Genomic DNA, 18547 nt, shown 5'->3' with positions numbered 1-18547 from the left:
TCCGGCCGCCCGCCGCGAGCTCGCGCCGCAGGCTCGGTGCGCTCCGGCGCGGGATCTGCGCGCGCGTCAGTCCGGCATCCCGTCATGGTCCCCGAGCGGCCTGGCGGGCCAGTCCACCCAGCGGTCCGCGCGGGTCAGCTCATACGCCTCGTTCATCGGGTAGCGGATGCGGTTGTCGTCGCGCGGGCGTTCCCCGATCACCATCAACCTGACTTCGTCCCTCGTGTTGTTGATGAAGGTGTGACAGATTCCGGTGCCCGCCGGAAACGCGACGGAATCACCTTCGGCAACGGGGTAAAGGACGCCGTCGATCCACACATCGGGATTGCCTTCGAGCACGTACACGAATTCCTGCTCGGTGCTTTCGGCATGTGGATAGGACGTCCGTCGACCCGGTAGAAGCCTCACGTGATGAATGCCGATACGCGTGATGCCGAGCTCGGCGGAAAGCGGTGCGTCCAGCGCCATCGGCTCGGTATCGCCGCGATAGCAATGCGCTTCCGGCTCTTCGAGCTCGGTCCAGTGCTTGATGAAATCGGGGCGGATCATCGATTGCTCTCCTGTTGGGGGATATCGAGGGGGCGGTTCTGGCGCCGACGTCGGCAGTGATGTGCGCCCCATCGCTGCGAATGGGCGTCGGCCGATAAGGCGCTAGCTTGCCGGCCAATACGAAACGACGGTCGCTCGTGGCGGCTTCCGGGCGGCGGGACGCGCGGCCCGGAAGTCGCCGGCGAAGCGATCAATGACATTTCAATCCGAGGCGCACCTTGTTGCACTGCGTAAATGACGGACGCGATGCACCTGTGCCTGCTGCCTGCTGCCTGCTGCCGCCTGTCGTGGCGTATCGCCTCGATTACAGCCAGCCGTTGCGGATGAATTCGACGATCGAATAGCGGCGGTGCTCGAGGTCGTGTTGCCGGACGGCGTCGACGATGCGCGACACGCCGTCCGCGTAAGGTGTCGCGCCCACCACGCGCGATTCGAACTGCAGGCTGCATGCGCCGTCGTCGATGCGTATCCGGTGAATCGCGTGGCGGCCGAGCTGATCGTCGGCAACCGCGAATTCGCTGCGTTGCACGTCCGGGTCGCGCACGGAGCGAATGTCTTCCGGCCGCACGCCGAGCGACTGGCCGATCCCGACGGCCGTGCCCGGGACGGACGTCTTGCCGGCCTGGTGCGATTCCGTCAGGGTGATCCGGCAGTCATGAAACAGGTGGCCGCTGGTTTCCAGCATGCTCATGAATTTGAGCATCAGGATGTTCGTGTTCGGACACAGTACGACCGGGAAAGCGTGCGTGCCGGTTTCGAGCTCGGAGCCGGTCGACAGCTCGACGAGCGGCGATGCGGTGGCTGCGCAGAACGCGATCGCGGCAGGGAGTTCGCGGCCGGAACCGGCATGCACGACGATCGTTCGGGCAGCGCTACGCTGCACGTCGTTTTGCGCGCTGTCCGACCACGGCATCACGCGACAGGTTGCCGGGTCGAGCCGGTGCGCGTCGAGCAGTTCGTTGGCCAGCTTGCCGGTTCCTACGACGAGTACTTGCATGGAATTGACGGGTTGAGGTTCGGGATTCGTGACGAGCATGGCGCCGGCCGTCGGGTTGCGCGGCACGGTCGCGGCGCGTGCCGACGTAGCGGCCTCGCGCATTATGCCCGGCCGCCAGCCTGCGCGCCCGCCGGGCCGCACAGGCGGCGATACGGTGCGTCAGCTCGCCGACACCGCAGGCAGCCACGAATTTGCTGCGTTCTGCGCGGCGAGTTGCTTGGCGATCGAGCGCGCGAGGCGGTCGGTGTCGGACGCCACCGTGTCGTGCTTCGCTTCCGACACGCCATGCATGCCGGCGCCGACTGCTGCCGACGTCGCGAGGCGGCCGGCTGCCGCGCCAACCCCGGCGGTTTCGACCATGCCGGGCATGTGGCCGCTATTGGCACTGGCCGAGAACGTGCCGAGCGGCTGCGGCGCGCCGTACGCCGGCCGGAACACCACGGTGACCGCCGCACCCACTTCGCTCTTGCCGGCGCCGAGCCCGATCAGCGTGCGGCGGCGACGGTTGCCGGCGTCGATCGTCTCGAACCGGCCTTCGATCACCAGCGCGTCGCGGCCGTCCGGCACCGGGCCGCGTAGCGCGGGGATGCCTTGCGACCGGAGTTCGCGCACGAGCGCGTCGGCGAGTTGATCGCGGGTCTTCAGCGCACTCTGCTGGCGCTGCGCGTCGGCGGATGATCCCTTTGCGAGGGCCGCGAGCTTGGCGATCATCCCGCCGTCGGTCTTGACATCGGTCGTGTCCACGTCGAACGGGGACACATAGACGACGTCCGCGTGAACCTGCGACTGCGTGCGAGCCGCCGGCGCGGCGGTCATGGCCGTGGTCGCGGTCGACGCACAGCCGGTCATCGCGAGCGCGCTGGCGATCAGCGCGACACTGGTCAGACGTTTGGCATGTGCGGAAAGGGTGTGAAGGGAACTGAACATGTCGATCTCCGGGGCCTGGATGAAGTTGTCGATACGGTCGCAGCATTCAGGAACGCGAACGATCGGAAGCGGGGCGTGATCGCTGGCGAGGGAGAGGTTTCATGCCGTTGCGCAACACGCAGGCGCAAGTATGCGGAGGTCGAGGGTGATGCGCCACGCAGGAATGATGTCGGCGTATGTCACGCGCCGGAGCGTGTGGACAAGCCAGGCGGTCAGGTCGCCGGGCAGGCAGGCCGGCAGACGGGCAGTCAGGCCGAAAGCGATCTTCGCGCCGTCACGGACGGCTCGAGCGGCAGCGCAACGACGGCCTCCAGGCCGCCGCCATCGCGGTCGCGAAACGTCAGCGAACCGCCGTGCAGGCGGGCGATCCGTTCGACGATCGCAAGCCCGAGCCCCGTGCCGCCCGCATGGCTGCGCGCGTTTGCACCGCGGCTGAACGGCGCCTTGAGCCGCTCGAGTTCCGCCGCACGGATGCCGTTGCCGCGATCGCCGACGACCGCATACGCGACGCCGTGCTCGGTCCAGGTCTGCACGCCCAGCCCGGTACGACCGTACACGACCGCGTTCTGCATCAGGTTCATCAGCAGCCGCATCACGCTGATCGGGCGGAACGCGAACGCGGGTACGTCGCCTTCGTCGAATTCGAATTCGTGACCGAGCCCCGCGAAATCCGCGACAAGCTGGCCGATCAACGCATTCAGGTCGCCGGGCTGCGGTGTTTCTCGCTCGCCGCTGCCCGCGTAGTCCATGAATTGCTGGAGGATCGTATCGATCTGGTCGAGATAATGCTCGGCCGATGCAGTGAGTGCGTCGTGCGTGCCGCGCGGCAGCGCCATCGCGATCGCCAGGCGCAGCTTGGTCAGCGGCGTGCGGATGTCGTGCGACACGCCGGCCAGCATCAGCGAGCGGGTCGCTTCGGCCTGCTGCAGCGCATCGGCCATCCGGTTGAATGCGCGGCTCACGTCGGCGATTTCGGTCGGGCCGTCGGTCGGCAGCGGCGGCGGGCGCTCGCCTGCGCTGACGCGCTGCGCCGCCCGCGCCAGCGCGTCGAGCGGCCGGTTCAGGTGGAGCTGGATCAGGTAGCCGGTCAACGCCGCCAGCAGCGCCAGCCCGACCGACAGCACGAGGGCGGTCGTAATGCCGCTCGCCTGCGCGTCGGCGGCCATCGGCAGCGGTACCCAGACCGGCGAGCCGGCCGCATGCAACCGGATCCACAGGCGTTCGTCGTCACCCGATTGCCAGCGCGCCGGCAGGTCGGGCGGCAGATGGCGTTCGAGCGCCTGCATGAACACGTCGCGCTGCCAGGTGCGGAAGAAGGCCGCCAGGTTCGGCGCATGCGGCGGCGCGGCGGGCGGCGGCGAGGCCTGGCCGCCGAACTGCGCGGCCACCGTGCGGCCGGCGTCGGGCGGCATGCCGGCCAGCGTACGGTCGAGCAATTGCACGTAGTCGGAAAAGATGATCGATGCCCGCTCGATGCGCGGACGCTGCACGTAGTGCAGCAACACACCGAGCGAACAGGCGAGCGACAGGGCGACGAGCGCCACCAGCAGCGCGATGTTGCGCGCGAGCAGCGAGCGCGGCAGCGGGATGCGCATCACGCTTCGACGCCGGCCACCAGCATGTAGCCGATGCCCCAGACCGTCTTGATGAAGCGCGGCTTGCCGGGATCGTCCTCGACGATCTGGCGCAGCCGCAGGATCTGCACGTCGACGCTGCGGTCGAGTGCGGCGTGGTCGCGGCCGCGTGCGCGGGCGAGCAGGTTCTCGCGGCTCACCGCGCGGTTCGGCGACGAGCCGAGCGCGTGCAACAGCAGCATCTGCGCCGAATGGATCTCGACGGGCACGCCGTCTCGCATCAGCGTCTGCTGGCCGACGTCGAACGTGAATGCGCCGAAGCGCAACTGCTGCGACGTGACGGTCGGCTCGCCGGCCGCCATCTTCTGCCGCCGCAGCAGCGCACGGATGCGGGCCACGAGTTCGTCGGGGAGAAACGGTTTCGCCAGATAGTCGTCGGCGCCCGTCTCGAGGCCGACAACCTTGTCCGCAGCGTCGCCTTTCGCGGTGAGCATCAGGATCGGCAGCGTCTGGCCTTCGGCGCGCAGGCGCCGGCACACGCTCAGGCCGTCCTCGGGCTCCATCATCAGATCGAGCACCAGCAGGTCGTACGGTTCGCGCTGCAGCAGGCGATCGAGGCGCTTGCCGTCGGCGACCGCGCGAACCTGAAAGCCGTGGCCGGTCAGGAAGCGCTGCAGCATGTTGCGCAATTCGGCTTCATCGTCGAGCACGACGATCCTGCAGGACTGTTCCATCGACTGCCTCCCGGTGCGTGCGGTGCGGCCGGACTCGTGTCCGCGATCAGCGGGCCGCCATGCGCTGGCGCATGAACCCGGCGAGCTGCGCGAGCGTGACGTAGCCGTTGTGCTGCACGTCGATCTCGTCGAAATGCTGCGCCACCATCGGCATGCCCGCAGCGGCCTGCTCGCGGGTGAGCTTGCCGTCGTGCGTCGTGTTCGCGTTGGCGAAGCGGGTCTGCAACTGCATCAGCGCATGCTCGGCGCGTGCGCCGCCGGCCGCCGCGCCCGGCGGCATCTGCTGGGCCGACGCTGCTGCTGAGACGATACACAAAACGACGGCGGCAATCATCTTCTTGATGGACTTCATGGGGTTTCTCCTTGCGTGGCCGACGGTCTGCGCCGGCCGGGTGGTTGATGAAACTGGAACGGATGAAAAGCGAAACGAATCGATGAAGCGTGGCGGGGCGACGCCGGATCACGCCCAGTGCGCGGGCACCCAGACGCGGCCGGCCCAGTGGGCGGGCACCCACACGACGGCGCGCGGCGGATGCGCGACATACACCGCGCGCGGGGCGACGTACACGGCGCGCGGCAGCGGCGGCGCGAGATACAGGACCTTCGGCGGCGGCGGGGCAACGTAGACGATGCGCGGTGCAGGGGCGACCACGACGGCCTTCGGCGGCGCAACATGCACGACTTTCGGCGGCGGGGGCGTGACGACGACGGCAGCCGGCGCGGGCGGCGGTGCCGCGACGACGACAGCGGCCGGCGCAGGTGCGGGTGCGGCAACGGCGACCGTGGCGTTGGCCGCTGGAGCCGTCACGACCACGGCGGCCGGCGGGGACGGCACGACCGGCACCACCGGCACGGGTACAGGCACGGGAACCGGCACCGTCCCGCCGGCCACGACCACCGCGCCGCCTGCCGCCGTGCTGCCGTGAATCACCGTCGAGCCGCCGGTCGAGACCGTGCCGCCGTGTACGACCGTCGAGCCGCCCGACGTCGTCACGACGCCCGGCGCCACGCGCGTCGCGCTGCCGGAATGCGTGACGCTGCCGCCATCCGTGCCGGTCACGGTGCCCGAGCGCGAGCAGGTCGAGCCCGCGCAATTCGTCGATGCGGTGTGGCTGGCCGTGTTGCCGCCCGAGCCGGTGATCGTGCCGCTCGACGAGTATTGGCCCGGGCCGTTGCGCGTCACGCTGCCCGACGTCGACGCGCTGCGGCCGTCCGAGCCAGTCAGCGAACCGGTATGCGAGCAGGTGCCGCCCGCGCAGCTCGTGTCGCCGCTGTGCTCGACCGAGCGCCCGTTCGGGCCGACGGCCGTGCCGCTGTTCGAGAACTGGCCCGGCGCGGTGCGCGTGACGGTGCCGGTATTGGTTGCGATGCCGCCGCCGGGGCCGATCACGCCGCCCGCATGCGAGCAGCTGCCGCCGCCGCACGAGCCGGCGTGCGCGCCGCTGAAGGTGCCGTGCGGCGTGTAGGCGGTGCCGTGGCCGGACCAGCCGGCGAAGGCCGGTGCGCTGGCGAGCGTGGCGAGTGCGGCGGCGGTGACGAGGAAGCGGGTTTTCATCGGGTGTCCTTGCGGTTCGTTGCGGTGCACGCAGTGGCGTGGCGACGGGACGAACTTTAGGACGGCGACGCGTGTTCGTCGCGTCATGAAAGATGTCGCGGTGTTACACGTGACGTGCCGTATTTCGGTACGACGAATGCGGGCGCCGGCCGCGCCGGTCGCGGGCATGCGTTGCAGGGAAAGGCTGGGCGCGACGAGAAGGGGGCGTGAAGCAATCCCGGTCGGCGTATGTCGTGCGTGGCCCGAGCAGGTGTCGCGGTGACATGCGGCGACACATTTACCGACCGATTCAGGCAGGCGCTGCGTCGTGACACGCTTCGCGACACACCTATTGATATGGACAGCACGCGATGCCCGGGGCCGGAACCCGCTGCGACAGGGCTGTAGCCGACGCGGCATGCTGTCCGGTGAAGGGCGAATGGACGAACGCCCGATCGTCAACGGCAATATCCCCGGGTCGCTCAGCCGTGCCGTTTCGTCGTTTCGTCGATACCTGTCCCGCACACCACCGACCGGCTTCACCACGACATACGGCGACACAGTTTCCGTCGCCCATGCACGCGCCGGGCAACCCGCGACCCGACCGCCAATCCCCACGCACGCGCGGTCGCGGCTCATCGAGCGAGCGCATTGCTGCGCGACATACGGCGACATATTTCCCGCGTGGTCTTTCCGTTCCGCGCCCACTACAGTGCGTTCCATTCGACGCGACGGCAGCACGTGCTGCCCATGACGCGTCCGACTCAACCGAAGGAAAGACCCATCATGCTCACCACCACCGGCAAGCTCGCGTACTACGTCACACTTCTCATCGTCGCCGTCTCGCTCGTCGAGGCGGCCGTGCTCACCTGGCGCCGCAGCCGTCAGCCCGAACCGTTCGACTGGAACGAGGTCTGGCTGTCGCTGGCCGATCTCGCGGGCCGCAAGCTGCTCGCGCTGGTGCCGCTGTCGCTCGCCACACCCCTGTTCGATTTCGCGTGGGCGCACCGGCTCTTCACGATCCCGGTCCACAGCGTCGCGCTCGGGCTGCTCGTGTTCGTCGGCCAGGAGTTCTGCTACTACTGGTATCACCGCGCGTCGCATCGTGTGCGTTTCTTCTGGTCGACGCATGCGGTGCATCATTCGCCGAATCAGTTGACGCTGTCGTCCGCATTTCGCCTCGGCTGGACCGGCAAGATCGCCGGCGCCGCGATGTTCTTCACGCCGCTCGTGTGGCTCGGCGTGCGTCCTGAAGCCGTGCTCGCGATCCTGTCGTTCAACCTGATGTACCAGTTCTGGCTGCACAACACGTGGATGCCGAAGCTCGGCTGGCTCGAATACGTGTTCAATACACCGTCCGCGCATCGCGTGCACCATGCGTCGAATCTCGACTACCTCGATGCGAACTACGGCGGCGTGCTGATCGTGTTCGACCGGCTGTTCGGCACCTATGTCGCCGAGCGTGCCGACGAACCGTGCCGCTACGGCCTCGTCACGCCGACGCGCTCGCGCAATCCGTTCGTCGTCGAACTCGAGCACTGGGCGAGCCTCGCCCGCGACGTCGCGACGGCCCGCGACGTATGGACCGCGATCCGTTTCGTGATGCTGCCGCCGGGCTGGCGGCCGGGCAACCTGGGCGAAACGACGGAGGAACTGCGCCGCCGCAGCCTCGTCGCCGTGCGCACGGATGCGTGAACGGCGCTACGCTGTCGGAACTTCGTCAAACCACTCTCGATCCAGGAGAACTCATCGATGGAACACGACCTGAAAGGCAAGGCAGTCGCGATCACCGGCGGATTCGGTCATCTGGGCGTCGCAACGGCCGCGTGGCTCGGCGAGCGCGGCGCACGCGTCGCGCTGATCGGCCGCGGCGCGGCCCCCGATGCCCAGGCGCTGCCCGGCGTACCGGCCGAAGCATTGCGCATCGGCGGCATCGATCTCGTCGATCCGCAGGCTGCGGCGCGGGCGCTCGAATCGGTCAACCGCGAATTCGGCCGGGTCGACGCACTGCTGAACGTCGCCGGCGCATTCGTGTGGCAGACGATTGCCGACGGCGATGCCGCCACGTGGGACCGCATGTACGATCTGAACGTGAAGACGGCGCTGAACGCGTCGAAGGCCGCGCTGCCGTATTTGCTGGCGAGCCCGGCCGGCCGCGTCGTCAACATCGGCGCGGGCGCGGCGTTCAAGGCGGGCGCGGGCATGGGTGCCTATGCGGCCGCGAAGGCCGGCGTCGCGCGACTCACCGAGGCGCTGGCAGCCGAACTGCTCGATCGCGGCGTGACCGTGAACGCGGTCCTGCCGAGCATCATCGATACGCCGCCGAACCGCGCGGACATGCCCGACGCGGATTTCACGCGCTGGGTGAGGCCCGAGCAGATCGCCGCGACGATCGGGTTCCTGCTGTCGGCCGATGCGCAGGCGATCACCGGTGCATCGATTCCGGTGAGCGGCCGCGTGGCGTAGCGCGCCGGGAAGGGGTTCGCGCGGCGGCCGTGCGTACAATGTCGCACGCGGATTGCGCGACCCGAACCCGAGACCATGAATCAGCCCACTATCCTGATCGTCGAAGATGAACAGGCGATCGCGGACACGATCGTCTATGCCCTCGGCACCGACGGCATGCAGACCGTCCACTGCACGCTCGGGCAGGCGGCGCTCGACCGCCTGCGCGATACGCGCTTCGATCTGATCGTGCTCGACGTCGGCCTGCCGGACCTCAGCGGTTTCGAAGTGTGCCGGCGGCTACGCACCTTCACCGATATTCCGGTGATCTTCCTGACCGCGCGGCACGACGAGATCGACCGGATCGTCGGGCTCGAGATCGGCGCCGACGATTACGTGGTCAAGCCGTTTTCGCCGCGCGAGCTGGCGGCGCGGGTGCGCGTGATCCTGCGCCGCTTCTACCGGACGGTGGCGCCGGAACCGGCACCCGCGCCCGCACCCGCACCCGCACCCGCACCCGCACCCGCACCCGCACCCGCACCCGCAGCGACGCCGGCCGCCGCGCCGGGTTTCACGCTCGACACCGACGGCGCGCGCGTATCGTGGCTCGGCCACGCGCTGGACCTCACGCGCTACGAATTCGGCCTGCTGGCGCTGCTGGTGCAGCATCCGGGGCGCATCTATTCGCGCGAGCAGTTGATGGACCTCGTCTGGCACGAGGCGCTCGATTCGGCCGACCGCACGGTCGACACGCACATCAAGACGCTGCGCGCCAAGCTGCGCGCGATCGATTCCGAGCGCGACCCGATCCGCACGCATCGCGGGATGGGTTATTCGCTGCAACCGTAACGACCGGCACCGCCCATGCATATCGGCCTGCGCATCTTCTTCGGATTTTTCCTGATCGTCGGCCTGGCCGCGCTGATCACGCTGCGCGTGTTCGTGCAGGAGGTGAAGCCCGGCGTGCGCGAAGCGATGGAGGACACGCTCGTCGACACCGCGCAGGTGCTGGCGACGCTGGCCGCCGACGACATGGCGAACGGGCATATCGCCGACGGCGCGTTCGCGCGGCAGCTCGGGACACTGCACGAGCGCCCGGTCAGCGCGAACGTGTGGGGCATCCAGAAGAACGCGATCGGCTATCGCCTCTACATCACCGACGCGCACGGCATCGTGCGCTACGACTCGTCCGGCAGCGCGCTCGGGCAGGACTATTCGCGCTGGAACGACGTGTACCGCACGCTGCGCGGCGAATACGGCGCGCGCAGCACGCGCAGCGATCCGAACGACGACAGCAGCACCGTGATGCACGTCGCGGCGCCGATCCGGCGCGGCAACGAGATCATCGGCGTGCTGACGATCGCGAAGCCGAACCAGACGGTCGCGCCGTTCATCGCACGCAGCCAGCGCAAGATCATGCTGTACGGTGCGTTGCTGATGGGCGGCGCGATCCTGATCGGCGTGGCGTGCACGTGGTGGCTGGTGCTCGGGCTGCGGCGCCTGCAGCGCTATGCGCGCGCGATCGCGGCCGGCGAGCGCGCGACGATGCCGCTGCAGGGCGCGAACGAGCTGGCGGAGCTCGGGCGCGCGGTGGAAAGCATGCATCAGCGGCTGGAGGACCGGCAGTACGTCGAAACCTATATCCACACGCTCACGCATGAGATGAAGAGCCCGCTGGCTGCGATCAGCGGCGCGGCCGAGCTGCTGCAGGAAGACATGCCGGTTGCGAACCGCCGGCGCTTCACCGAGAACATCCGCCGCCAGGCCGGCCGCCTCGAACAGATGATCCGCAAGCTGCTCGCGCTCGCCGAAGTCGAGCAGAAGCAGCGCCTGTCGGTGCACGAGCCGGTCGCGCTGCGGCGGGTGCTCGAACAGCTGATCGACGATATCGAGCCGCGCGCGCGGCAGCGTGGCGTGAACCTGCGGATCGACGCGAACGATGCGGCGGAACCGGCGGTCGTCGAAGGCGATCCGTTCTTGCTGCGCCAGGCGCTCGGCAACCTGCTCGACAATGCGCTGGATTTCGCGCCGCGGGGCAGCACGATCCGGATCGCGCTCGAACGGCAGCCGGCGGGCAGGGCGCACGTCGCGATCGTGCGCGTCGACGACGACGGCCCCGGCGTGCCCGACTACGCGCTGGCGCGCGTGTTCGAGCGCTTCTATTCGCTGCCGCGCCCGGACGGGCAGGATCGCAGCACGGGCCTCGGGCTGTGTTTCGTCCGCGAAGTCGCGATGCTGCACCTCGGCCAGGTCGCGCTGGCCAACCGCGCCGAAGGCGGCGCGTGCGCGACGCTCACGCTGCCGTCGGCCGGCTGAGCGCGCTTCACGTTCGCCACACATTCGCTTCACACCGGCCTCAATCGCCCTTCACCGGGCCCGCTCATGCTGACCGTATCTTCCACTCCGGTACGTGTCAGCAATGAATCGAGTCCTGTTGTTCAAGTCCGTGATCACCGCGTTTCTCGCGCTGGCGATCCTGATCCCGCTGCAGATGGTCCAGAGCATCGTGCGGGAACGCGCCGACTATCGGCAGAGTGCGCTGCAGAGCATCTGGGCGAGCTACGCGGGGCCGCAGACGGTGACCGGGCCGGTGCTCGTCGTGCATTACACGGAAGTCACGCGCGTGCGCGACGACTCGCCGGCTGGCGGCAAGACGAAGACGAGCCTGCGAAGCGAGACGAAGCGCCTGCTCGTGTTTCCGAAGACACTGAACGTCGACGGCACGTTGTCGGTCAGCGTGCGCTATCGCGGCATCCACAAGGCGCTGGTGTACGGGCTCGACAGCCGGATGACGGGCACGCTGCCGCTGCCCGACCTGAAGAAGCTGCCGCAGGCCGACGGTCACGTGAGCTTCAAGATCGACAGCGCGTACGTCACGCTCGGCATCGGCGATCTTCGCGGGCTGAAGGCGCAACCCGACCTGCGCATCGGCGGCAAGCCGCTCGACGTGGAGCAGGGCACGCGGCTGGACAGCCTGCGCCAGGGCGTGCATGCGAATGTCGATCTCGCGGCATTGATGGACGCAAACGCAGGGGCGGCGGTCGTGCCGTTCAGCGTCGGCCTGCCGCTGGCGGGGGCGGAATCGGTTGCGTTCGCGCCGGTGGGCGACCAGAACGACTTTTCGCTGAAATCGACGTGGCCGCATCCGAGCTTCGGCGGCGAGTTCCTGCCGGCCGAGCGCACGATCGATGCGCGCGGCTTCGTCAGCAACTGGCACGTGACGTCGTTCAACACGAAGGCGCGCGAGCAGGTCGCGGCCGGCAACGGTGAAGGGGCGATCGAGATGGCGTCGGTGTCGGTGATCGAACCCGTGAACGTCTATCTGCAGGCCGAACGCGCGACGAAATACGGTGCGCTGTTCGTGATGCTCACGTTCGCGAGCTTCTTCATGTACGAACTCGTGAAGCGGCTGCGCATTCACCCGATCCAGTACACGCTGGTCGGCCTGTCGCTCGCGCTGTTCTTCCTGCTGCTGCTGAGCCTGTCCGAGCACATCGCGTTCGGCTATGCGTATCTCGCGGCGAGCGGCGCATGCATCGGGCTGCTCGGCTTCTACCTGTCGTTCGTGCTGCACAGCGTGAAGCGCGGCGCGACGTTCACGGTGCTGCTCGCGATGCTGTATGCGGCGCTCTACGGGCTGTTGCTGTCCGAGGACAATGCGCTGATGCTCGGTTCGCTGCTGCTGTTCGCGATCCTCGCCGGCATCATGACGCTGACGCGCCGCGTCGACTGGTATTCGCTCGGCGCCGCGTGGCAGCCGCTGTCTGACAAGCCGGGGGCGGCGAAACCGGGGGCGCCGGCGAAGTAACTGCGCGGGTGGCGAGCAAGCGCGCCGGCCGGGAATGCTTCGGCCGGCGCGCGTTTTTGCGCGGGGCGGCCAGGTTTCATGTGTGCGCTGCCGGCCGGCGAAAGCGCGCGAGCGGAATTTCGGCGACGGCCGTGATCTCGATCAGCAGGTCGGGATGGTAGAGACGCTCGACCTGGACGGTCGTCGTCACCGGATAGGGTTCGGCGAAGTAAGCCTTGCGGATGTCGCCGGCCTGCATGAATGCGTCGATGTCGGTTGCGTAGTGGACGAGCGAGATCACGTCCTGCATCTGCCCGCCCATCGCGGCCAGTACGTCGCGGATATTGTCGAGCGTCTGGCGTACCTGGGTGCGCATGTCGCGCTGGCCGACAACCTGCCCGTCGCGGTCGAGCGCGACTTGCCCCTTCAGATGCACGATCCTTCCGTCGCCCTGGATCACGGCCATCGAGAACGCGCCGAACGGCGCCCAGACTTCCGGTGGATTCACGGCTTCGGCCATCGCGCAGCTCCGGTGGGGCGGGAACGGGGCGGCCGCAACGGAGCGCTGCGTTCGCCATCGCGACATTATGGAGGGTTCATCGTCGACCCGGCCGGCCTGCTGAAAGCGGCGATGGCCCGGATCGCCCTATACTGACCATTCCACATCACCGGACCACGCCGTGCCGAACCAAGTTTCCGGGGATCCGTCCGTCGACGATCCCCGTCCGACCCCACCTGAACAACCCGAACTGGAAGACTGCTGCAACAGCGGCTGTTCGCCGTGCGTTTTCGACCTCTACGACGAAGCACTCGCGCGCTATCGCGTCGAGCTGGCCGAATGGGAGGCGCGGCAAGCAGAGCGCAAGCAGCCCCATTGAACCGGGTGCCGGCGCGAGCCTGCGCCGTTGACGATTCGATTCGGCTTCTGCCGACGCTGCCATCCCTGTCCGGCTACGCGCCCGCATGCAGCCGCCGGTGCAGCGGCCCGAGCGCCGTCGACAGTGCGATGCACGCCACCAACACGACCGTCAGCGTGAACATCGACGTCCTGAACCCCTGCACGTAGTCGAGCGCGGCCGGATGCACGCCGAGCCGCGCGAAGAACACGCCGCCGATCGTCGCGGCGCCGACGGCCGCGCCGATCTGCAGCATCGCGCTGACCATTCCTGACGCGACGCCCGCGCGGGCCGCATCGACTTCCGCGAGCACGATGCGCACGACCGACGGCAATACGAGTCCTTGACCGATCCCGATCGCCGCGATGCCCGCATAAAAACCGGGCCCCGGCGCGCCTGCGCGGGCGAGCGCGGCGGCGGCCGTGACGCCGGCCGCGAGCATCACGAAGCCGAGCGTGAGCACGCGATACCCGCCGAACCGGGCGACCAGGCGCGGCATCAGCAGCGGGCTCGCGAGGAAGCCGAGCCCGAGCGGCAGGATCGCGAACCCGGACGCGAGCGGCGACCAGTTCAGGCAGCCCTGCAGATAGATCCCGTAGCTCAGGAAGAATGCGCTCAGCATGTAGAACAGGAATGCGAGCACGAGCCCGAGCGCGACGACCGGGTTGCGGAACAGGCGCACGTCGAGCAGCGGATCGCGGCCACCGGCGAGCCGGCGCGATTCGACCGCCAGCAGCGCGCCGAGCATCGGCAGCGCGCCGACGAGGCACGCGATCATCCACAGCGGCCAGCCGGCCTCGCGGCCGTGCGTGAGCGGATACACGAGCATCAGCAGGAACAGCGACATCAGCACCGTGCCCGGCACGTCGATGCGCTGGCCGCGCGGCGGCCGGTTTTCCGGGATGAAGCGCCAGCTGCCGATCAGCGCCAGGATGCCGATCGGCAGATTGACGAGGAAGATCGCGCGCCAGCCGAGCCCGAACGGATGCAGGCTGATCAGCGCGCCGCCGCCGAGTTGGCCGATCACGGCCGCGAGGCCGAACGCGAATCCGTAGAAGCCCATCACGCGCACCTGTTCCTGCGGGCTGAACACGCTGCGGATCGTCGCGAGCACCTGCGGCGCGAGGATCGCGGCGAACAGGCCCTGCAGCACCCGGCCGCCGACCAGCACCGTGCCGTTGCCGGCCAGCCCGCACAGCGTCGACGCGAGCACGAAGCCGGCCATGCCGAGCATGAACATGCGCTTGCGGCCGTACAGGTCGCCGAGGCGGCCGCCCGTGATCTGCACGACCGCGCTCGCGCACGCATACGCCGACACGACGAGCTGCAATTCGGCCGGGCGCGCGCCGATGCCGTCGCGGATGGCCGGCAGCGCAAGATTCACGATGAAGTAGTCGAGCGGCGGCAGAATGGCGCCGACCAGCAGGACCACGAGCGCCCAGCCGTGATGGCTGCGCGGCGTCGCCGCGGCAGCCGCGCCGGCCGGCGCGCAGGGGGCAAGAGTGGGGTTCGTCATGGAAGCAGGATCCGAAAAATGAGGGCCGCATGCGCGATCGACGCACGCAGGCCGTTGACTCCGTATTCTGGCGATGGCCCATGATTCGGAAAAGCGGGAAAGAGTGGTAGCATCCATCGGGTTATTCGATGGATGGAGCACGACCATGCGCGGTTTCGACCTGGACCAGTTGCGTACTTTCGCGGCAGTCGCGGACGCCGGCAGCCTGACGGCCGCTGCGCCGCTGCTGCATCTGTCGCAATCGACGGTCAGCGAGCAGGTGCGCAAGCTCGAAGCGCGGGCCGGGGTGCCGCTGTTCGTGCGCAGCAAGCGCGGCGTCGAGCCGACGCCGGCCGGCACGCGGCTGCTGCAGCACGCGCGGCGTATCGTGGCGCTGAACGAGGCCGCGTTCGACGAACTGCGCGGGCAGGCGATCCAGGGCGAACTGCGCGTCGCGATCACCGACTACTTCCGCACGAATGAAGTGGCAGGCATGCTGGCGCGGCTGCGGGAGTGCTACCCCCAGCTGAGCCTGCACGTGAGCGCGATGAAGAGCGTGGAGATCGAGGCGGCGCATGCGCGGGGGCAGATCGATCTCGGCGTCGTGATGAACATGTCGAGCGGGCCGTTCCGGCCGGCGTCAGCCGATACGCGCTGGGTGCTGCGGCGCGAACCGCTGTCGTGGGTCGCGTCGCCCGCGCTCGCCGAGCAGTTGCCCGAGCCGCTGCCGCTCGTGCTGCTGCCGGACGACTGCATGATGCATCAGGTCGCCGTGCGCGCGCTCGACGAGCGGCACACGCCGTACGCGCTCGTGCACAGTGCGTCGGGCGTCGCGGGGCTGCAGTCGATGGTCGCGGCGGGGCTCGGGGTCGGCTGTCTGTGCGCATCGGCGATCGGCGACGGCCTGATGCGGCTCGGCACGAAATACCGGTTGCCGCCGTTGCCCGACGCGGTGTTTTCGCTGACGCCGCCGATGCCGGGCGAACGCGAGACCGTCACCCAGGCGCGCGAGGTGCTGTCGCGCCAATTGCTGATGTAAAACCAGGCCGCGCGACACGCGGCGGCGCGTATCCGAGCGGCGCGCCAGGGGAAGACAGGCATGAACGACGAACTGAAAAACCAGATGGCCGCCAGGCTGCAGGACGCGCTGGAACGCGTGGTCGACGAGCGTTCGCTGATCCAATTCCTGCGCATGCTCGGCCACGACTGGCACAAGGAGCGGCAGCTCGAGGCCGATGCGCCGCCGTCGCCGTACGCCCGTGCCGCGCTTGGCTGGGAAAACCGTTCGATCGGCGAGTACCTGGAAGCCATGGTCGAGTGGGCCGAGGCATCGGAGGAGGGGCTGCGCTTCTACGACGTGCCCGACAATCCCTGGCGACGCATCGCGGACATCCTGTTCTCCGGGAAAATCTACGAATAGCGCGGCGCGCGCTTGCTACTCGATGGCTTCGCCATCGGCATACGCGCGCAACCCGGTCGCCAGTGCGTCGAACACGGCCCGGCAGCGCGGGCTCGCCCGCAGGTCCTCGTGCATCACGACCCAGGTTTCCAGCCGCATCGAAGGCCCGTCCGGCAGCACGCGCACGAGCCGCGTGTCGCGTTTCGCGAGCGCCGACTGGCAGAAGCCGATCCCGTAGCCCGCGCGGATCATCGCGAGCTGCGCGAGGTTGCTGTCGGTGCGAAGCGCGAACGACTCGCGCTTCCAGAGCGGCATCCCGCGCCCCGCCGAGCGGATGAACGGCGTGACCGTATCGAAACCGATCAGCGCATGATGCGCGAGTGCGTCGACCGTCGCGGGCGCGCCGTGGTGCGCCAGGTAATCGTCGCGCGCATACAGTCCGACCTCGATTTCGCCGACGCGCCGCGCGACGAGCGCGTCCTGCGCGGGCGGCGCCATCCGGACCGCGATGTCGGCCTCGCGCTTCAGCACGTCCTGGATGCGGTCGGTCGGCACCAGTTCGATGACGAGCCCCGGATGGTCGCGCCGCAATTGCGCGAGCATCGGCGGCAGCACCTCGACGGCAATGACGTCGCTGGCCGAGATCCGCACGATGCCGCGCACGCCCGCGCCGTGGCTCGCCGCCGCGCGCTCGAACGCGGCCGCCGCGCTGCGCAGCGCTTCCGCATGACCGCGCAGCGCAAGCGCGGCCTCGGTCGGCAGCAGGCCCGACGGCGAGCGCGTGAACAGCGTCTGGCCGAACGCGGCTTCGAGCGCGGCGACGTGGCGGCCGGCCGTCGGCTGCGTAATGCCGAGCGCGCGCGCCGCGCCGGACAGCGAGCCTTCCGTCAGCACCGCGAGGAAGGTGCGGTAGCGTTCCCAGTTCAGATCGATGGTCATACATAAATGTATAGCCGATGTGCTGGGCTAGGCAATTCCTTGTTATGATCCGGCGCGCCAGAATGCGTCTCACGATGGTTCATTCAAGGAGAGCGGCAATGACGACGGACGCAGGCGGGACGCAACGGCAGGCACTCGTGCTCGGCGCGAGCGGCGGAATTGGCGGGGAAGTCGCGCGGCAGTTGCGCGATGCAGGCTGGCAGGTGCGGGCGCTCAAGCGCGGGCTCGATGCCGAGATCGTGGAGCGCGACGGCATTACGTGGCTCCGCGGCGACGCGCTGGATCGCGATGCGGTGGTCCGCGCCGCGCGCGGCTGCAGCGTGATCGTGCATGCGGTGAACCCGCCCGGATACCGGAACTGGGCCGAGCAGGTGCTGCCGATGGTCGACAACTCGATCGCGGCGGCCCGGGCCGCACAGGCGACCATCGTGCTGCCCGGTACGATCTACAACTTCGGCGCCGACGCGTTTCCGGTGCTGCGGGAAGATGCGCCGCAGCATCCGTCGACCCGCAAGGGCGCGATTCGCGTCGAAATGGAGCGGCGGCTGCAGGACGCCAGCGAGCACGGCGTGCGGGCGATCGTCGTGCGAGCCGGCGATTTCTTCGGGCCGCACCTGGGCAACAGCTGGTTCTCGCAGGGGCTGATCAAGCCCGGGCGGCCCGTCGCGGCGATCAGCGTGCCGAGCCGCGGCATCGGCCATCAATGGTCGTACGTGCCGGACGTGGCCCGCACGATGCTCGAGTTGATCGAGCGGCGCGAGACGCTGGAGCCGTTCGCGCGTTTTCACCTGGGCGGGCACTGGGACGAGGACGGCACGCAGATGGCGCTGGCCGTGCAACGGGTCGCGCAACGGCACGGGATGCGGCCGGCGCTGCGCAATTTCCCGTGGTGGATCGTCTGGGCGGCCGCGCCGTTCGTGACGACGCTGCGCGAGTTGCTCGAGATGCGTTACCTGTGGCGCGAACCGATCCGGATGGACAACGCGCGCGTCACCGCAGTGCTTGGCCGCGAGCCGGTGACGCCGCTCGATACGGCGGTGGAGGCGACGCTGGCCGGGCTCGGGTGTCTCAAGTGAGCCAGGGCCCGTGCCACGGTCATGGCCGGGCACGGGCAAGCATCATCGCGCAGTGAAGAACCCGCGGGACAACAATTCTCCACATACCCGGGCGCGTCCGATGAGCATCATGTCGGTCAATACCGACAATGCGAAAACGGGGGTGCGATGTTGTATTTCGGACGGAAAGTGTGGGTTGCAGCGGCCATTATTTCC

Annotated in this window: 19 protein-coding genes; 9 read left to right on the top strand and 10 right to left on the bottom strand. The window is 68.8% G+C overall.

Going from position 1 to position 18547, the window contains the following annotated elements:
- Nucleotides 1-66: 66 nt before the first annotated feature.
- The 7 genes from BLA15945_RS02175 to BLA15945_RS02145 form a co-directional block, all read right to left on the bottom strand.
- Nucleotides 67-549, bottom strand: coding sequence for a cupin domain-containing protein (locus BLA15945_RS02175; protein ID WP_174991361.1), 483 nt, complete (start codon nucleotides 547-549; stop codon nucleotides 67-69).
- Between the two features lie 304 nt (nucleotides 550-853).
- Complete coding sequence (locus tag BLA15945_RS02170) at nucleotides 854-1546, bottom strand: dihydrodipicolinate reductase (RefSeq protein WP_174991360.1); 693 nt, start codon at nucleotides 1544-1546, stop codon at nucleotides 854-856.
- Between the two features lie 159 nt (nucleotides 1547-1705).
- Nucleotides 1706-2473, bottom strand: a complete 768-nt coding sequence (locus BLA15945_RS02165) for a DUF4410 domain-containing protein (RefSeq protein WP_174991359.1) — start codon at nucleotides 2471-2473, stop codon at nucleotides 1706-1708.
- A 248-nt stretch (nucleotides 2474-2721) separates the two neighbouring features.
- A complete protein-coding gene (locus BLA15945_RS02160) occupies nucleotides 2722-4068 on the bottom strand; it encodes an ATP-binding protein (protein ID WP_174991358.1) in 1347 nt (448 codons plus the stop codon).
- Nucleotides 4068-4781, bottom strand: coding sequence for a response regulator (locus BLA15945_RS02155; RefSeq protein ID WP_059239830.1), 714 nt, complete (start codon nucleotides 4779-4781; stop codon nucleotides 4068-4070). The genes BLA15945_RS02160 and BLA15945_RS02155 overlap by 1 nt, the downstream gene beginning before the upstream one ends.
- A 46-nt stretch (nucleotides 4782-4827) precedes the next feature.
- On the bottom strand, nucleotides 4828-5133 hold the full coding sequence (locus BLA15945_RS02150; protein ID WP_174991357.1) for an EF-hand domain-containing protein: 306 nt from the start codon (nucleotides 5131-5133) through the stop codon (nucleotides 4828-4830).
- 108 nt (nucleotides 5134-5241) lie between these two features.
- On the bottom strand, nucleotides 5242-6336 hold the full coding sequence (locus BLA15945_RS02145) for a hypothetical protein (RefSeq protein ID WP_174991356.1): 1095 nt from the start codon (nucleotides 6334-6336) through the stop codon (nucleotides 5242-5244).
- A gap of 765 nt (nucleotides 6337-7101) precedes the next feature.
- On the opposite strand from BLA15945_RS02145, the gene BLA15945_RS02140 reads away from it, so the two are divergent.
- The 5 genes from BLA15945_RS02140 (at nucleotide 7102) to creD (ending at nucleotide 12568) form a co-directional block, all read left to right on the top strand.
- Nucleotides 7102-8010, top strand: a complete 909-nt coding sequence (locus BLA15945_RS02140) for a sterol desaturase family protein (protein ID WP_059240951.1) — start codon at nucleotides 7102-7104, stop codon at nucleotides 8008-8010.
- Nucleotides 8011-8067: 57 nt separating this feature from the next.
- Nucleotides 8068-8781: an SDR family NAD(P)-dependent oxidoreductase gene (locus BLA15945_RS02135; protein WP_059239838.1), complete on the top strand. Its 714-nt coding sequence runs from the start codon at nucleotides 8068-8070 to the stop codon at nucleotides 8779-8781.
- A gap of 75 nt (nucleotides 8782-8856) precedes the next feature.
- Nucleotides 8857-9609, top strand: a complete 753-nt coding sequence (gene creB / locus BLA15945_RS02130; protein WP_174991355.1) for a two-component system response regulator CreB — start codon at nucleotides 8857-8859, stop codon at nucleotides 9607-9609.
- Between the two features lie 15 nt (nucleotides 9610-9624).
- Complete coding sequence (gene creC / locus BLA15945_RS02125; RefSeq protein WP_059239842.1) at nucleotides 9625-11076, top strand: two-component system sensor histidine kinase CreC; 1452 nt, start codon at nucleotides 9625-9627, stop codon at nucleotides 11074-11076.
- A 103-nt stretch (nucleotides 11077-11179) separates the two neighbouring features.
- Entirely contained in the window at nucleotides 11180-12568 is a 1389-nt protein-coding gene (gene creD / locus BLA15945_RS02120) for a cell envelope integrity protein CreD (protein ID WP_174991354.1), read from the top strand.
- Nucleotides 12569-12644: 76 nt separating this feature from the next.
- On the opposite strand, the gene BLA15945_RS02115 is transcribed toward creD, so the two are convergent.
- The gene (locus tag BLA15945_RS02115; RefSeq protein ID WP_059239847.1) at nucleotides 12645-13067 is read right to left on the bottom strand and encodes a RidA family protein; all 423 of its coding nucleotides are present in this window, start codon (nucleotides 13065-13067) and stop codon (nucleotides 12645-12647) included.
- A 160-nt stretch (nucleotides 13068-13227) separates the two neighbouring features.
- Here BLA15945_RS02115 and BLA15945_RS02110 point away from each other — a divergent pair, with 160 nt between their 5' ends.
- The gene (locus BLA15945_RS02110; RefSeq protein WP_081052008.1) at nucleotides 13228-13425 is read left to right on the top strand and encodes an oxidoreductase-like domain-containing protein; all 198 of its coding nucleotides are present in this window, start codon (nucleotides 13228-13230) and stop codon (nucleotides 13423-13425) included.
- A gap of 73 nt (nucleotides 13426-13498) precedes the next feature.
- On the opposite strand, the gene BLA15945_RS02105 is transcribed toward BLA15945_RS02110, so the two are convergent.
- A complete protein-coding gene (locus BLA15945_RS02105; RefSeq protein WP_174991353.1) occupies nucleotides 13499-14959 on the bottom strand; it encodes an MFS transporter in 1461 nt (486 codons plus the stop codon).
- 145 nt (nucleotides 14960-15104) lie between these two features.
- Between BLA15945_RS02105 and BLA15945_RS02100 the strand changes: the two genes are divergently transcribed.
- Together BLA15945_RS02100 and BLA15945_RS02095 are read left to right on the top strand one after the other, a co-directional pair.
- A complete protein-coding gene (locus tag BLA15945_RS02100; RefSeq protein WP_174991352.1) occupies nucleotides 15105-15977 on the top strand; it encodes a LysR family transcriptional regulator in 873 nt (290 codons plus the stop codon).
- A gap of 60 nt (nucleotides 15978-16037) precedes the next feature.
- On the top strand, nucleotides 16038-16358 hold the full coding sequence (locus BLA15945_RS02095; protein WP_174991351.1) for a DUF7660 family protein: 321 nt from the start codon (nucleotides 16038-16040) through the stop codon (nucleotides 16356-16358).
- 15 nt (nucleotides 16359-16373) lie between these two features.
- Here BLA15945_RS02095 and BLA15945_RS02090 read toward each other — a convergent pair whose 3' ends face one another.
- Nucleotides 16374-17276, bottom strand: coding sequence for a LysR family transcriptional regulator (locus BLA15945_RS02090; protein ID WP_174991350.1), 903 nt, complete (start codon nucleotides 17274-17276; stop codon nucleotides 16374-16376).
- A 98-nt stretch (nucleotides 17277-17374) separates the two neighbouring features.
- On the opposite strand from BLA15945_RS02090, the gene BLA15945_RS02085 reads away from it, so the two are divergent.
- A complete protein-coding gene (locus BLA15945_RS02085) occupies nucleotides 17375-18352 on the top strand; it encodes an NAD-dependent epimerase/dehydratase family protein (RefSeq protein WP_174991349.1) in 978 nt (325 codons plus the stop codon).
- Nucleotides 18353-18547 lie beyond the last annotated feature (195 nt).

It is taken from the genome of Burkholderia arboris (genome assembly GCF_902499125.1).
GTDB lineage: Bacteria > Pseudomonadota > Gammaproteobacteria > Burkholderiales > Burkholderiaceae > Burkholderia > Burkholderia arboris.
The sequence above is the reverse complement of the archived record's forward strand: the minus strand, read 5'-3'. Positions and strand labels throughout refer to the sequence as shown.

What these genes read in the sequence shown, in the direction of transcription:
- BLA15945_RS02115 (WP_059239847.1), bottom strand. Translation starts at nt 13,067, where the DNA reads ATGGCCGAAGCCGTGAATCCACCGGAAGTCTGGGCGCCGTTCGGCGCG.
- BLA15945_RS02170 (WP_174991360.1), bottom strand. Translation starts at nt 1,546, where the DNA reads ATGCAAGTACTCGTCGTAGGAACCGGCAAGCTGGCCAACGAACTGCTC.
- BLA15945_RS02145 (WP_174991356.1), bottom strand. Translation starts at nt 6,336, where the DNA reads ATGAAAACCCGCTTCCTCGTCACCGCCGCCGCACTCGCCACGCTCGCC.
- BLA15945_RS02105 (WP_174991353.1), bottom strand. Translation starts at nt 14,959, where the DNA reads ATGACGAACCCCACTCTTGCCCCCTGCGCGCCGGCCGGCGCGGCTGCC.
- BLA15945_RS02085 (WP_174991349.1), top strand. Translation starts at nt 17,375, where the DNA reads ATGACGACGGACGCAGGCGGGACGCAACGGCAGGCACTCGTGCTCGGC.
- BLA15945_RS02095 (WP_174991351.1), top strand. Translation starts at nt 16,038, where the DNA reads ATGAACGACGAACTGAAAAACCAGATGGCCGCCAGGCTGCAGGACGCG.
- BLA15945_RS02160 (WP_174991358.1), bottom strand. Translation starts at nt 4,068, where the DNA reads ATGCGCATCCCGCTGCCGCGCTCGCTGCTCGCGCGCAACATCGCGCTG.
- BLA15945_RS02175 (WP_174991361.1), bottom strand. Translation starts at nt 549, where the DNA reads ATGATCCGCCCCGATTTCATCAAGCACTGGACCGAGCTCGAAGAGCCG.
- BLA15945_RS02090 (WP_174991350.1), bottom strand. Translation starts at nt 17,276, where the DNA reads ATGACCATCGATCTGAACTGGGAACGCTACCGCACCTTCCTCGCGGTG.
- creB (WP_174991355.1), top strand. Translation starts at nt 8,857, where the DNA reads ATGAATCAGCCCACTATCCTGATCGTCGAAGATGAACAGGCGATCGCG.
- BLA15945_RS02135 (WP_059239838.1), top strand. Translation starts at nt 8,068, where the DNA reads ATGGAACACGACCTGAAAGGCAAGGCAGTCGCGATCACCGGCGGATTC.
- creC (WP_059239842.1), top strand. Translation starts at nt 9,625, where the DNA reads ATGCATATCGGCCTGCGCATCTTCTTCGGATTTTTCCTGATCGTCGGC.
- BLA15945_RS02155 (WP_059239830.1), bottom strand. Translation starts at nt 4,781, where the DNA reads ATGGAACAGTCCTGCAGGATCGTCGTGCTCGACGATGAAGCCGAATTG.
- creD (WP_174991354.1), top strand. Translation starts at nt 11,180, where the DNA reads ATGAATCGAGTCCTGTTGTTCAAGTCCGTGATCACCGCGTTTCTCGCG.
- BLA15945_RS02140 (WP_059240951.1), top strand. Translation starts at nt 7,102, where the DNA reads ATGCTCACCACCACCGGCAAGCTCGCGTACTACGTCACACTTCTCATC.
- BLA15945_RS02150 (WP_174991357.1), bottom strand. Translation starts at nt 5,133, where the DNA reads ATGAAGTCCATCAAGAAGATGATTGCCGCCGTCGTTTTGTGTATCGTC.
- BLA15945_RS02100 (WP_174991352.1), top strand. Translation starts at nt 15,105, where the DNA reads ATGCGCGGTTTCGACCTGGACCAGTTGCGTACTTTCGCGGCAGTCGCG.
- BLA15945_RS02165 (WP_174991359.1), bottom strand. Translation starts at nt 2,473, where the DNA reads ATGTTCAGTTCCCTTCACACCCTTTCCGCACATGCCAAACGTCTGACC.